Here is a 14,116-nt window from a genome sequence, read left to right as displayed (position 1 = left end):
GTCCTCCCCTCACAACACGCTCAAGCCCGCGCCACGGCCTTGCCCGGCGCCACAGCATTCACCACCACCGCGACGATGATGTTCACCGCCAGCGCCAGCAGCCCGATATAGACGGTGAACGAGGTCTCTCCCATCGTCACCGGCTGCAGGGGCTTCAGGCCGTTGATCCAGACCAGCAGCGTGCCGCCGAAGAAGCCGACGAACCAGCCGGCGAGCAGGCCCGGGGCGCGGAACCAGTTGGTGTAGAGGCCGAAGACCAGGGCCGGGAGCGTCTGCAGTATCCAGATGCCGCCCAGAAGCTGCAGGTCGAGGGCGAACTGGGTGGGGAGGAAGACGATGACCAGAAGCGCGCCGACCTTGACCACGAGCGAGGTCATCTTCGCGACCTTCGCCTCGCCCGCCGGGTCGACCTCGGGATTGACGTAGGCCTTCCAGAAATTGCGGGTGAAGAGATTGGCGGCGCCGATACTCATCACCGCCGCAGGCACCAGCGCGCCGATGGCGATCGCCGCGAAGGCAAAGCCGGCGAACCAGCTGGGGAAGAGCGTCTGGAACAGTGCCGGCACCACGTCGTTGGCGCTGTCGAGCTTGAGGCCGGCGGCGTGGCCCATGTAGCCGAGCAGGGCCAAGAGGCCGAGCAGCAGCGTATAGGCGGGCAGCAGCACCGCGTTCTTGCGGATGGTGTTGCCGCTGTTGGAGGCGAAGATGCCTGTCAGCGTGTGCGGATACATGAAGGCGGCGAGTGCCGAGCCGAGCGCCAGCGTCGCATAGGCGACATACTGGTTGGAGCCGAGCAGCAGGCTGCCGGAGCCCTTGGCCTGGAAGGCGGCGTCGGCGGAGGCGAAGACATTGGCATAGCCGCCGAGCTTCGACGGGATCAGCGCCACGGCGGCGATCACCACGATATAGATCATGATGTCCTTGACGAAGGCGATCAGCGCCGGCGCCCTGAGACCCGCCGAATAGGTGTAGAGCGCGAGCACGATGAAGGCGATGGCGAGCGGCACCTCGCCATTCAGGCCGAGCGCCTTCAGCGCCGCCGTCATGCCGACGAGTTGCAGGGCGATATAGGGCATGGTGGCGATGACGCCGGTGGCGGCGACCGCGAGTTCCAGCCCGCGCGAGCCGTACTGGCCGTGGACGACGTCACCGGCCGTGACATAGCCGAAGTCCCGCGCCCGCTTCCAGAGCACCGGCATGACCATGAAGACGAAGGGATAGACGACGATCGTGTAGGGCAGCGCGAAAAAGCCGTAGGCGCCGACGGTATAGACCAGCGCCGGAACGGCGATGACGGTATAGGCGGTGTAGAAATCGCCGCCGACCAGGAACCAGGTGATCCAGGTGCCGAAGGAGCGGCCGCCGAGGCCCCATTCGTCGATATGGGCGAGCGTTTCGGGCTTGCGCCAGCGCGAGGCGACGAAGCCCATGACGGTGACGAGGACGAAAAAGAAGAGGAAGACGCTGAGCGCCGTGACGTTGAGATCAGTCGTCATTGCGCATGCTCCGGTAGGCGATCCAGGTCAGGAAGGCGGTGATCGGCACCCAGAGGAGCTGATACCAGTAGAAGAAGGGGAAGCCGAAGAGCACGGGATCGCGGAAATTGTAGAAGGGGACCCAGAGCAGCCCGATATAGGGAATGATGAGCAGCCAGCAGGCCGCCGTTCCAAATCTTTTGTCCATGAGGAGAGTGCCTTTCGCGGGATCCGGCGCAGCTTATCCGCGTCTTATCAGATAGATGACATATGCCAGCCGCACGTCACGGCAAGCGTTGTCGCCGCGAAAAAGACACAGTTCGTCGATGGCGGCGTCAGGCACCGCCGTTCCGCGATCTCCGATTTCGGTGTGGAAGCGACCTAGGCGAGGCCGCAGAGCTTGCGGTCGAGCGCGCTGATCGGCTGGAGGCCCGACAGGACCGCCCTCGCCTCGTCCTTGTCGCGGTTCATCTGCTCGACCAGCGGTTCCAGACCGTCGAACTTCAGTTCGGGGCGCAGGTAGGAGAAGAAGGAGACGGAACAGATCTGGCCGTAGAGGTCGCCGGAGAAATCGAACACATAGGTCTCGAGCAGCGGCGCGCCGTTGTCGGTGACCGTCGGGCGGCGGCCATAGCTCGCCACCGCGTCATGCATCGTGCCGTCCTCGAAGCGGAAGCGCACGGCATAGATGCCGGGCTTCAGCTCGACCTCGGTCGGAAGGCGCATGTTGGCCGTCGGGAAGCCCAGCTGGCGGCCGAGCTTTTCGCCGCCGATCACCTCGGATTCGACCGTGTAGTGATAGCCGAGCAGGCCGGCGACCTCGTTGACCTCGCCCGCCTTCAAGAGCGCTCGAATGCGGCTCGAGGAGACGACGTCGGAATTCTCGTCGCGAAAGGCGTCGATCAGGGTGACGCCGAAACCGTATTTGTTGCCGGCCTCCATGAGGAAAGCCGGCCCCCCTTCGCGGCCGCGACCGAAATGGAAATCGAAGCCGGTGACGACCTCGGAGGCACAGAGCCAATCCTTCAGGATCGAATGGATGAAATCGTCGGCCGAGCGCTGCGAAAAGGCGCGGTCGAAGGGGTATTCGATGACCGCGCCGAAACCCATGGCCTCCAGGATGCGGGCGCGCAACGGCGCGGGCGTCAGGCGGAACACCGGCGCCTGCGGGTTGAAGACCGTGCGCGGATGCGGCTCGAATGTCAGCACGAGGGCCGGAACACCGCGCGCCTGCGCGATCTCGAGCGCACGTTCCAGCACCGACTGATGACCGCGATGCACACCGTCGAAATTGCCGATGGCGACCACGCCGCCGTGCAAGTGATCGGGCAAGGGCTCTCGGGTTTCGTTGCGGTGAAAGACGGTCATCGGGCAGACTTTACTGATGCTTCTGGCTTAGACAAGCAGGCTTTGGGCTCGCGGCCGTTGCGCGAGGGGCTCACGCCAGACGTGGCATCCACCATTTCGGCGTTGCCTTCTCGCGTTCGAGATAGGCGGTGAGGATCGCCTCGTCGGTTTCGCCGTTCAGCGTGTATTCGGCCGCGTGGATGCCGCCGCTGATATAAAGGAGGTCGAGGCCGTAATCGAGAGCGCCGCGCACGTCGGTCGGCATGCCGTCGCCGATCGCCAGGATGCGGTCCATCTTGAGGTCGCCGCGGATTTCGCGGGCAACCGAAAGCACGGCGTCATAAATCGGCTTGTGCGGCTTGCCGGCAATGCGGGTCTTGCCGCCGAGCTGATCGTAGTAGGCGGCCATGGCGCCGGCGCAGGGGATCATCTTGTGGCCACGCTCGACAATCAGGTCGGGGTTGGCGCAGATCATCGGGATGTCGCGGGCCTGGAAGGCCTTCAACATGTCGGTGTAATCCTCGGGCGTCTCTGTCTCGTCGTCGAAGAAGCCGGTGCAGACGACGCAATCGGCCTCCTCGGCGGAAACGCGGGTGACGCCGATGCCCTCGATGATGGCGATGTCGCGATCCGGGCCGAGCAGGAAGACCTTCTTCGGGCCCTCGGCGATCAGGCCGCGGGTCACATCGCCGGAGGTGACGATGCGATCATAGGCCTCGTCCTGGATGCCGATGTGGCGGAGCTGATCGACGACCAGCGGCGCGATGCGCGGTGAATTGGTGATCAGGACGACCGTCAGGCCGGCCTCGCGCGCGGCCTGCAGGGCGGCGGCGGCCTTCGGAAAGAGCGAAACGCCGTTATGCAGCACGCCCCACACATCGCAGAACACCGCGTCATAGTGGCTGGTGATCTCTGCGAAATTCTCGATGCGCTGCGCCATTTCCAAGTCCCGGTTTTCATTCGATGAAGGCTGACATGGCAAAGCCCCGCCTGGATGGCAAGAAATTTTGCAATGCGGGAGTATGAAATTCTTGCGACCCGATGCGCTCCGACGCACCTTCAGAGCAGAAGAGCCGCCCCCTTGATGGCGAGGCCGGCGGCGGCCGAGAGCCCCAACACCTTGACCATGCCCATCTTGACGTAAAACAAAAGGATGGACGCGATCACGAAGATCGCCAGCGCCGCTATGTCGAGCGTTGCCCATTGCGGCCAGGCGAAACTGACGACGGGAAGGCCCGCGCCGCGTGACAGAAGCGATATCCGGCCGACTTCGGCGAAGAGCACGTGCAGGCCGAACCAGAGCGACAGGTTGAGGATGACGCCGACGACGGCGGCGGTGATGGCTGACAGGGCCGCGGTCAGGGCGGCGTTGTTGCGCAGCTTCTCGATGTAGGGCGCGCCGGCGAAGATCCAGACGAAGCTTGGCACGAAGGTGGCCCAGGCAACCAGCGCGGCGCCAAGCGCGCCGCCCAGCAGCGGCGCCATGAAGAGCGGGTTGCGGTAGCCGGCGAGGAAGCCGACGAAACAGAGAACGAGCACCAGGGGGCCGGGCGTGGTTTCGGCCAGGGCCAGACCATCCAGCATCTCGCCCGGCTGCAGCCAGGCATACTGGCCGACAGCGACCTGCGCGACATAGGAGAGAACCGCATAGGCGCCGCCGAAAGTGATGACCGCCATCTTGGAGAAGAAGATGAAGAGCGCGCCGAAGACATTGGTTTCGCCGCTGAGCGTCTCGGCGATCAGATCGGTCGGAGCCTCCAGATTGCGGACGAAAAGCAGCGGCGCCTGCCAGACGAGGATCCAGAAGACGAGAACAAGGAGTGGCCGGGCGACCGTGTGGGTCGTGAAGGCGGGCAAGCGGCGTTGCGATGCCCGGGCCTGGACGGCTTCAGCCGGCGCGTTGCGGCTGGCGTAGCGGTGCAGCGCGAAGCCTGTGAGGCCGGCGAGGATGACGACGATGGGGAACGGCGCGTTCAGCATGAACAGCGCCAGGAACGATGCAATCGCGATGTAATAGTGCACGCGGGTCTTCAGGGCGCGGCGGGCAAGGCGCAGCAAGGCCTCGACGACGACGGCGAGAACGGCCGCCTTGAGCCCGAAGAACAGGGCGGGAAGCCAGGCGGTTTCCTGGAAGACGGCGTAAAGAGCCGAAAGCCCGAGCATCACGACGAAGCCCGGCAGGATGAAGAGCAGGCCGGCGAGGATGCCGCCGCGCACGCCATGCATCAGCCAGCCGATATAGGTGGCGAGCTGCTGCGCCTCGGGTCCCGGCAGCAGCATGCAGTAGTTCAGTGCGTGCAGGAAGCGGTCCTCGGAGATCCAGCGCTTTTCGTCGACGATGGTCCGGTGCATCAGGGCGATCTGGCCGGCGGGACCGCCGAAGCTCAGACAGCCGATCCTGGCCCAGACACGGACAGCCTCGACAAGCGGCACCGATGCCACGCTGTCATCCGCCATCACCGCTCCGTCCACGCTCATCAATTCGCTCTCGTTTTCCGACCTCTGCCGGCTGCCCCGTCGCTCGATATCACCCGCATCGGGGCCGGACAATCCTGGACTGGCCCCGGCCCGACGGCGCGAGCGAGCCGGCGCTGCCCGATCGCATGTCGCAAATTCCGGACACGGGTTTATGACAATGACGGATCACGATGCCGGGGCTGAGAAACGGACATCGCCCTCCCCTTTCGGGCATTAACCATTGGCGCGTTTTCCCGCCCGGAAGGCGTGGGCGACAGGTTCACAACTTTGCCATCAAACGGCTATAGAGACGGGGCGTCGGAAAATTACGACCGCTTCCCTTGACTCCCCAGATGGGCGCTCCTAAATGCAGGTCGCTAGCACTCACCAGAGGAGAGTGCTAACACCCATCCGTGTGGGCCATATCGGCCTGCGAGTGTCATTTGATCGAGGGATTAGACAATGGCAAGCACCAACTTCCGCCCCCTTCACGATCGCGTCGTTGTTCGCCGCGTTGAGTCCGAAGAAAAGACCAAGGGCGGCATCATCATTCCTGACACCGCCAAGGAAAAGCCGCAGGAAGGCGAAATCGTCGCCGTCGGCACCGGCGCTCGTGACGAGTCCGGCAAGGTCGTCGCTCTCGACGTAAAGGCTGGCGACCGCGTTCTGTTCGGCAAGTGGTCCGGCACCGAAGTCAAGATCAACGGCGAAGACCTTCTGATCATGAAGGAAGCCGACATCATGGGCATCATCGGCTGATCAGCCGGTTCCCTTCATCGTAATTCGCTGACACCCCTTTTCAGGAGTTCTCAAAATGGCAGCTAAAGAAGTAAAGTTCGGCCGCTCTGCGCGCGAAAAGATGCTGCGCGGCGTCGACATCCTCGCTGACGCAGTGCAGGTAACCCTCGGCCCGAAGGGTCGTAACGTCGTTATCGACAAGTCCTTCGGCGCTCCGCGCATCACCAAGGACGGTGTATCGGTCGCCAAGGAAATCGAACTCGAAGACAAGTTCGAAAACATGGGCGCCCAGATGGTCCGCGAAGTTGCTTCGAAGACCAACGACATCGCCGGCGACGGCACCACGACGGCTACGGTTCTCGCCCGCGCTATCGTTCGCGAAGGCGCCAAGGCAGTTGCCGCCGGCATGAACCCGATGGACCTGAAGCGCGGTATCGACCTCGCTGTCGCGGAAGTCGTCAAGGATCTGCAGGCAAAGGCAAAGAAGATCTCCACCTCGGCTGAAGTCGCCCAGGTCGGCACGATCTCCGCAAACGGCGACAAGCAGGTCGGCGCTGATATCGCCGAAGCCATGCAGAAGGTCGGCAACGAAGGTGTCATCACCGTCGAAGAAGCCAAGACCGCCGAAACCGAACTCGAAGTCGTCGAAGGCATGCAGTTCGACCGCGGCTACCTGTCGCCGTACTTCGTCACCAACCCGGAAAAGATGGTCGCCGACCTCGACGACGCTTACATTCTCCTCCACGAGAAGAAGCTCTCGAACCTGCAGGCGATGCTCCCGGTTCTCGAAGCCGTCGTTCAGACCGGCAAGCCGCTCCTCATCATCGCTGAAGACGTCGAAGGCGAAGCTCTTGCGACCCTCGTCGTCAACAAGCTGCGTGGCGGCCTGAAGATCGCTGCCGTCAAGGCTCCTGGCTTCGGCGACCGCCGCAAGGCCATGCTGGAAGACATCGCCATCCTCACGGGCGGCACCGTTATCTCCGAAGACCTCGGCATCAAGCTCGAATCCGTAACGCTCGACATGCTCGGCCGTTCGAAGAAGGTTTCGATCTCCAAGGAAAACACGACGATCGTCGACGGCGCCGGCGCCAAGTCCGACATCGAAGGCCGCGTTGCGCAGATCAAGGCTCAGATCGAAGAAACCTCTTCCGATTATGACCGCGAAAAGCTGCAGGAACGTCTTGCCAAGCTCGCTGGCGGCGTTGCCGTCATCCGCGTTGGCGGTTCCACGGAAATCGAAGTCAAGGAACGCAAGGACCGCATCGACGACGCTCTGAACGCGACGCGCGCTGCTGTTCAGGAAGGCATCGTACCGGGCGGCGGCGTGGCCCTGCTCCGTTCGTCTTCCAAGATCACCGCAAAGGGCGAGAACGACGACCAGGAAGCTGGCGTCAACATCGTTCGCAAGGCGCTGCAGTCCCTGGTTCGCCAGATCGCTGACAACGCTGGTGACGAAGCTTCGATCGTGGTCGGCAAGATCCTCGAGAAGAACGAAGACAACTTCGGCTACAACGCTCAGACGTCCGAGTATGGCGACATGATCGCCATGGGCATCGTCGACCCGGTCAAGGTCGTTCGTACGGCTCTGCAGAACGCCGCTTCGGTTGCTTCGCTGCTAATCACGACGGAAGCCATGATCGCCGAGCTGCCGAAGAAGGACGCTCCGGCCGGCATGCCTGGCGGCATGGGCGGCATGGGCGGCATGGACATGATGTGATCAGACCATAAGGTCATCACATCTGAGCCAACCGGTTCAGGTTACGGAAGGGCGGCCCTCGGGTCGCCCTTTTCGTTATGTGATTCGCACTCACATTCGAGCGTCGATTTTTTCAACCGACTGGTGAAACGTATAATCAGGCTAATTGCCGACCAGAGACGGCGGCGAGGCTTTCGTGAAGCTTGCTCGGTGGACGATTTTTGCTGGTGCTTCAAACGCCCGAAACAAAAGAGTTTTCGATCCAATGGTTGCCGCCAGCGGCCTGAAAACCCCGCAAGTCCATCAATCGCGCTTTATTTAGCAGGTTTTCATCAACCTTTCCGTTATTTTTGCTTATTTGCCGCATGGCGCGCACTTGCGAGAGCGCGTGAAAAGCCGTTGCCGTTCCTGCAAAAAAACTTATAAATTCGCGCTGCGTTCGGCGCTTCGTTCAGACGCTCTTGCCGCCGCACCGCCAACGTCGCTCAGAATTGCATTGACGCATGCACCGAGTTATTTATCCTGAATTAAATTAGAAGTTGCATATTTTGGAAAGGCTGGGCAGAGTGGGCTCAATCAACGGAGCGACCGCTCGGAACGCTATTTTCCACGCACCGAGCATGATGCCCGGCGCCGACTGAATCTGTGATGTTTGCCGGGTGTGCAGCGTGGGAGAACGCTGCGCCCAAACTGGGGAACAATTTGTTTAAGATAACAAAAGCCGCCGCATCCGCACCGCTCATGCGTGGATCGCTGGAACTCAACGACAACAATCCCGACATGCTTGCTCAGCTTTCCATTTCCGAAAGCTGGGTCGGAGACTTTTCCAGCGGCGTGATCCACCTTCAGGAACGAAGCGCCCGGCTTCATGGGCTGACCGTGCGGGAATGCGGCTTGCTCAGCCTGATGCGCTGCTATGATCCGAAGGATCGTGGCCGCATCGTCCAGATTTTCGAACAGGCCGCGGCGCGGTCCTCGTCCTTCTGTTTTTCGACCACGATCATCCTGCCGAACGGCTACCGCCAGCCGATGTTCTGCATGGGGGAATCGAACGGCTACGAAGAGGAAGGCAATGGCAGCATGATCGGCATGTTCATCTTCCCGCGCATAGAGGCCGACGCCGGCAAGGCCGCGGTCCGCCGCCAGTAATATTCGCCGCCATGACAAAAAGCCGGGGCATCGCTCCGGCTTTTGACGTTTTGGGCCCGCGTTGCCGCCGAAGGCTCAGGCCGGGCGCGCCGGGATGTTCAGCCCTTTCTCGCTGGCCGGGCGGGCGATGCAACGCTTCAGCCAGTCCATCACCGCCGGGAACTTGTCGTATTCCAGGAGTTCACGGCCGCCATAGAAGACGTCGGCGCCGCGCACCCACGGGAATGTGGTGATGTCGGCGATCGTATAGGCGTCACCCATGATCCACTGGCGGTCCTGCAGACGCTCTTCCAGCACACCGAGCAGCCGCCTGGACTCGTCACGGTAGCGTTCCACCGGATAGGAATTGTTGGCGACCTTTTCGGCGGCGAACTTATGGAAGTGGCCGAACTGGCCGAACATCGGCCCGATGCCGCCCATCTGAAAGAACACCCACTGGATTGTCTCGTAGCGGCCGGCCGCATCCGGTGGCATGAGCTTGCCGGTCTTCTCGGCGAGGTAGACGAGGATCGCACCGGATTCGAACAGGCCGATCGGCCTGCCGCCGGGACCATTGGGATCGATGATCGCCGGAATGCGGCCGTTCGGATTGAGCGACAGGAATTCCGGAGACTTCTGATCGTTGGTGCCGAAGGAGATCAGGTGCGGCTCGTAGGGGAGTGCCAGTTCCTCCAGCGCAATCGACACTTTCACGCCGTTCGGCGTCGGCAGCGAATAGAGCTGGATGATATCGGGGTTGCTTGCCGGCCAGCGTTTGGTGATCGGGAATGCGGAAAGATCTGCCATCTGAAGTCTCCATTTGGGGCTAGATGCCGACCATAGAAGAGCGCGCGGTGCACTGGCAAGCCGCCATCATCGTTCACTATTACTGAACGAACTGTCAGCTGCCGTCCATCTTTCCATAGATACTAAAAAAGAGGAAAAACGATGCATACGAGATCGACAACCGTGCCGGGGGCACAGCGGTCTCAACTCATTCAACCGGAGACAGTTCCATGTCCAATAGCCAGAACGTCGTCATTCTCGTCGCCCGCATCCTCCTCTCCTTCATCTTCATCTATTCCGGCTTCGGCAAGCTGACCGACCCGACCGGCACCGCCGGCATGATCACCGGCGCCGGCCTGCCCGCCGCCACCGCGCTTGCCTACCTCGCCGGCCTGTTCGAACTCGTCACCGGTCTTGCCGTTCTCGTCGGCTTCCAGACGAAGATCGTCGGCTGGGCACTGGCTGCGTTCTGCGTCTTCACCGGCGCTGTGTTCCACTCCGGCACCGTTGCCGTTCCCGGCTGGCCGGATGCCGCTCTCGGCTGGATCAACGCTCTCAACGGCATCATGCTGATGAAGAACGTCACGCTTGCCGGCGCCTACATCCTGCTCGCCACCTTCGGCCCGGGCCTCTACTCGATCGACGCGCGCCGCGGCGCCCTGCCGGCTGCCGCATAATCGGCGCCACTTAAGCCTCCCAAGCATGAAAGCCCGCCGTCAGGTTATCTGGCGGCGGGCTTTTTCGTGAGCAATCACGACGATAGATGTCAGAGCGCGGCGCTGACGGCTTCGATGAGGCGCGCAACGGAAGGCTCGTCGGCGTGGCTTTCCTTGCGGGCACGTACGAGGCAGGCCTCGGAGCGCAGGATGACGCCATCCGACAGGATCTTCAGGTGGTTGGCGCGCAGCGTCGAGCCCGTCGAGGTGATATCGACGATGATATCGGCCGAGCCCGATGCCGGCGCGCCCTCGGTGGCGCCCAGGCTCTCGACGATACGATAGAGCTGGATGCCATGCTGGCGCGAGAAGAACTGCTGCGTCAGCCGCCAGTATTTGGTGGCGATCGTCAGGCGGCGGCCGTGGCGGGCGCGGAAATCGGTGGCGACATCGCCGAGATCGGCCATGCTGTCGACATCGAGCCAGATCTCCGGCACGGCGACGATGACATCGGCATGGCCGAAGCCGAGGCGGGCGCAGAATTCGACGCGCTTGTCGGCTTCCGCCAAGCCTTCGCGGATCAGGTCTTCGCCGGTGACGCCGAAATCGACGGTGCCATTGGCGAGTTCCTTGGAAATCTCGGAGGCCGAGAGGAAGGCGACCTCGACATCATCCCAGCCTTCGACGCGGCCGCGATAGGAGCGGTCGTTGCCGACGGCGGTGATCTTCATGCCGGCCTTCTCGAAGATGGCCGAGGCATCGTCCTTCATCCGGCCCTTGGAGGGCAGCGCGATGGTGATGGTCATCAGGCGGCCCTTTCCGTTTCGATGCGATCCAGCCACAGCGAGAAGCCGACGGCGGGGATGCGTTCTTTCGCGCCGAGCAGGGTCATCAGCTTGTCGAAGCGGCCGCCACCGGCGAGCACGGCATCGGAACCCTCGACGCCGATCTCGAAGACGAGGCCGGTGTAGTAATCCAGCGGGCGGCCGAAGGCGGCGCGATAATCGATCAGCGCGAGATCGACGCCGGCATTGGCGAGCGCCGCGACGCGACCATCGAAGCGCGACAGGGCATTGCCGAGCTTGAGGCCGGCGGCATCGGCGAAGCCGGAAAGCGCCGCCGAAGCGTTGATCAGCGGCACGTTGAGCGACAGGAACTTCTTGAGGACAAGGAAGGCCGCGTCATCGAGCCGGGTTTCCGACAGGATCAGCTTCTCTTTCAGCCTGCGGGCGATATCCTGCGGCGAACGGCTGGCATTGGTGGAATAGCCCGTCGCCTGCATCGTGGCATCGATATGGGCGACGAGCGCCTCCTCGTCGTCGGCGCCCAGTAGGCGCGCGATATCGTCGCTGAGGCCGGTGACGAATTGCGGGCTGACGAGGCTGGCGAGCAGCGCTTCGAGATGGGTGGTGTCGCCGAAGGCATGGATCAGCCGCTTCTGCCAGCCGAGCGGCAGGCCAAGCGCCTGGACGACGGCTTCGAACACGGCCTGATCGCCGAGCGTGACGGCCAGTTTCTTGCCCGGCAGCAGGCGCGACAGCACGGCCGCCGCATCGCCGATGGCGCGGGCGTCGGCGCTCGGGATGTTGATGTCACCGAGATCTTCGATGCCCGCCTGATAGAACTCATTGCCGCCTTCGCGGCGCTGGCGGAACACCTCGCCCAGATAGGCATAGCGCTTCGGCGTGCCCATGGCGCTTTCGATATGGCGCAGGCAGACGGGAATGGTGAATTCCGGGCGGAGACACAGGCTGGCGCCGGTTTCGCTCTCGGTCATGAAGATGCGGCGGCGAAGGTCCTCGCCGGCGATATCGAGAAAGGGCTCGGCCGGCTGGATGACCGGGGTGTCGACGCGCTCGGTGCGGCGGGCGGCGAATTCGGCGAGCAGGTCTTCGGAGAAGGCTGGGAGGTTTATCAGGGGCATGGACGGGAGCTCCCTCTTCTCCCCACCGGGGAGAAGATGCCCGACAGGGCAGATGAGGGGGATGAGGAGTGTAAACGACGAATGTCCTGAGCGGACAGCGAAGGACAGCTTCTACCGAGCAGCCCCCTCATCCGACCCTTCGGGCCACCTTCTCCCCGAGGGGAGAAGGGAAGATCGGCATCATTCGTGGTCATTAGTGCTACCAACTTGATTGCGATCATATTCCTCGTAATAGTCATCGGCGCCTCGGCGCCGATCTTCCGCCTGCGCCGCCAGGATCTCCTTCACCTTGGCGACCAGATCGGCCTCCTCGACCGTTTCCTGCGCGACACGTGCTTCGCGCCACGAGGCGTTGTCCTCGATCTCGCCAGAGAGGCGCTTGCCCTCGATCAGGTCCTTGATCTGCACGACGCCGTCGGCGCGCTCATCTCCGCCCTGGATGATGGCGACGGGGCAGCCGCGGCGGTCGGCGTATTTCAGCTGATTACCGAACTTCTTCCAGTTGCCCTGGTACATTTCGGCGCGGATGCCGGCCTGGCGGAGTTCCTGGGTGATCCGCTGATAGCGGCCCATGGCCTCGACATCGCCATCCATGACGGTGACGAGGACGGGTTCGATAACCTCGCTCTGGCCGAGCTTGCCGAGGTTCTTCAGCGCCGTCATCAGGCGCGAGACGCCGATGGAGAAGCCTGTTGCCGGAACCGGCTGGCCCATGAAGCGGGAGACCAGACCATCATAACGACCGCCGCCACCGACGGAACCGAAGACGACCTTCTCGCCTTTTTCGTTGGTGACGTCGAACAGAAGCTCGGCTTCGTAGACCGGGCCGGTGTAGTATTCGAGGCCTCGGACGACGGAGGGGTCGATCTTGATGCGGTCAGGACCGTAACCAGCGGCAGAGAACAACGCGCTCATGGTATTGAGTTCGTCACCACCTTCGTTGAAGGTACTCGATGCTTCTGCTCCCATTGCAATAAACTGCGCTTTTAGAGGAGCAAACCGCCATGGTTCTCCCATCTCAACGTCTATTGTAGCGATATCACCCGGCACTGCCTGCGACCAACTAATAACAGTCGGCTTGAACATCATGGTAATGATGGCGATCTGCTCTTCATTCAGCCCGGCGCCCTTGGTGAAATCGCCTGATTCATCCTTGCGGCCGGGGCCGAGCAGGAGAGCCACACCCTCGGGGCCGAACTTGTCGAGCTTGTCGATGGCGCGCAGCACGTTAAGGCGCTGGGCTGCCTTGTCGTCGCCGCCGAGGCCGATCGCTTCCAGAACGCCATCCAGAACCTTGCGATTGTTGACGCGAATGACGTAGTCACCGCGCTTGATGCCGAGGGCTTCCAGCGTATCGGCCATCATCATGCACATTTCGGCATCGGCCTGCACGCCTGGCGCACCAACGGTGTCGGCGTCGAACTGCATAAACTGGCGGAAGCGGCCAGGGCCGGGCTTTTCGTTGCGGAAGACATAGCCGGCGCGATAGGTGCGGTAGGGCAGCTGGATCTCGTTGAAGTTTTCCGCGACATGGCGGGCCAGCGGCGCCGTCAGGTCGTAGCGCAGCGACATCCACTGCTCGTCGTCGTCCTGCAGCGAGAAGACGCCTTCGTTCGGCCGGTCGGCATCGGGCAGGAACTTGCCGAGCGCATCGGTGTATTCGAAGAGCGGCGTTTCGACAGGATCGAAACCATAATGCTCATAGACTTCGCGGATCTTCGCGGTCATCTCGTTGACGGCGCGAATATCGGCCGCCGAACGATCGACGAAGCCGCGGGGAAGTCTGGCCTTGAGCTTTTGTGGTTTCTTCTGCTTGTCGTTCATTTCCAACGTCTTCCGCTCGGTGTGACAGTGGCGGTTTCCTAGCGGAAAGGGCCGGATGCGGCAAGTGTGGTGGCTGGCGAAGTGT

13 protein-coding genes are annotated in these 14,116 nt (G+C 62.5%); 4 read left to right on the top strand and 9 right to left on the bottom strand.

Annotated features, from left to right (window positions below; genetic code table 11):
• Positions 1-20: 20 nt before the first annotated feature.
• The 5 genes from mctP to chrA form a co-directional block, all read right to left on the bottom strand.
• Complete coding sequence (gene mctP, locus GGQ67_RS20020) at positions 21-1,496, bottom strand: monocarboxylate uptake permease MctP (protein WP_183901893.1); 1,476 nt, start codon at positions 1,494-1,496, stop codon at positions 21-23.
• Complete coding sequence (locus GGQ67_RS20015; protein ID WP_183901892.1) at positions 1,486-1,683, bottom strand: DUF3311 domain-containing protein; 198 nt, start codon at positions 1,681-1,683, stop codon at positions 1,486-1,488. The genes mctP and GGQ67_RS20015 overlap by 11 nt, the downstream gene beginning before the upstream one ends.
• Before the next feature lie 173 nt (positions 1,684-1,856).
• A complete protein-coding gene (locus tag GGQ67_RS20010; RefSeq protein ID WP_210279722.1) occupies positions 1,857-2,843 on the bottom strand; it encodes a bifunctional riboflavin kinase/FAD synthetase in 987 nt (328 codons plus the stop codon).
• A 70-nt stretch (positions 2,844-2,913) separates the two neighbouring features.
• Positions 2,914-3,762 carry a TIGR01459 family HAD-type hydrolase gene (locus GGQ67_RS20005; RefSeq protein WP_183901891.1) on the bottom strand — a complete coding sequence of 283 codons (849 nt, stop codon included), beginning with the start codon at positions 3,760-3,762 and terminating at the stop codon, positions 2,914-2,916.
• A 119-nt stretch (positions 3,763-3,881) separates the two neighbouring features.
• A complete protein-coding gene (gene chrA / locus GGQ67_RS20000) occupies positions 3,882-5,300 on the bottom strand; it encodes a chromate efflux transporter (protein ID WP_183901890.1) in 1,419 nt (472 codons plus the stop codon).
• A 441-nt stretch (positions 5,301-5,741) separates the two neighbouring features.
• Here chrA and groES point away from each other — a divergent pair, with 441 nt between their 5' ends.
• From groES to GGQ67_RS19985, 3 genes are all read left to right on the top strand, one after another.
• Positions 5,742-6,038: a co-chaperone GroES gene (gene groES, locus GGQ67_RS19995; RefSeq protein WP_018898571.1), complete on the top strand. Its 297-nt coding sequence runs from the start codon at positions 5,742-5,744 to the stop codon at positions 6,036-6,038.
• 55 nt (positions 6,039-6,093) lie between these two features.
• The gene (gene groL, locus GGQ67_RS19990; protein WP_183901889.1) at positions 6,094-7,734 is read left to right on the top strand and encodes a chaperonin GroEL; all 1,641 of its coding nucleotides are present in this window, start codon (positions 6,094-6,096) and stop codon (positions 7,732-7,734) included.
• Positions 7,735-8,415: 681 nt separating this feature from the next.
• Entirely contained in the window at positions 8,416-8,862 is a 447-nt protein-coding gene (locus GGQ67_RS19985; protein ID WP_183901888.1) for a hypothetical protein, read from the top strand.
• 75 nt (positions 8,863-8,937) lie between these two features.
• Here GGQ67_RS19985 and GGQ67_RS19980 read toward each other — a convergent pair whose 3' ends face one another.
• A complete protein-coding gene (locus GGQ67_RS19980; protein ID WP_183901887.1) occupies positions 8,938-9,648 on the bottom strand; it encodes a glutathione binding-like protein in 711 nt (236 codons plus the stop codon).
• A gap of 209 nt (positions 9,649-9,857) precedes the next feature.
• On the opposite strand from GGQ67_RS19980, the gene GGQ67_RS19975 reads away from it, so the two are divergent.
• A complete protein-coding gene (locus GGQ67_RS19975; protein WP_183901886.1) occupies positions 9,858-10,304 on the top strand; it encodes a DoxX family protein in 447 nt (148 codons plus the stop codon).
• An 89-nt stretch (positions 10,305-10,393) separates the two neighbouring features.
• Here the strand turns inward: GGQ67_RS19975 and hisG are convergent, their stop codons facing one another.
• The 3 genes from hisG to hisS form a co-directional block, all read right to left on the bottom strand.
• Positions 10,394-11,089: an ATP phosphoribosyltransferase gene (gene hisG, locus GGQ67_RS19970; RefSeq protein WP_183901885.1), complete on the bottom strand. Its 696-nt coding sequence runs from the start codon at positions 11,087-11,089 to the stop codon at positions 10,394-10,396.
• A complete protein-coding gene (locus GGQ67_RS19965) occupies positions 11,089-12,207 on the bottom strand; it encodes an ATP phosphoribosyltransferase regulatory subunit (protein WP_183901884.1) in 1,119 nt (372 codons plus the stop codon). Before GGQ67_RS19965 ends, hisG begins: the two co-directional genes overlap by 1 nt.
• Before the next feature lie 180 nt (positions 12,208-12,387).
• A complete protein-coding gene (gene hisS, locus GGQ67_RS19960) occupies positions 12,388-14,031 on the bottom strand; it encodes a histidine--tRNA ligase (RefSeq protein WP_183901883.1) in 1,644 nt (547 codons plus the stop codon).
• Positions 14,032-14,116 lie beyond the last annotated feature (85 nt).

The sequence above is a fragment of the Rhizobium metallidurans genome, assembly GCF_014196505.1.
Classification (GTDB): domain Bacteria; phylum Pseudomonadota; class Alphaproteobacteria; order Rhizobiales; family Rhizobiaceae; genus Rhizobium; species Rhizobium metallidurans.
This window is presented reverse-complemented; position numbering and strand designations above follow the sequence as displayed.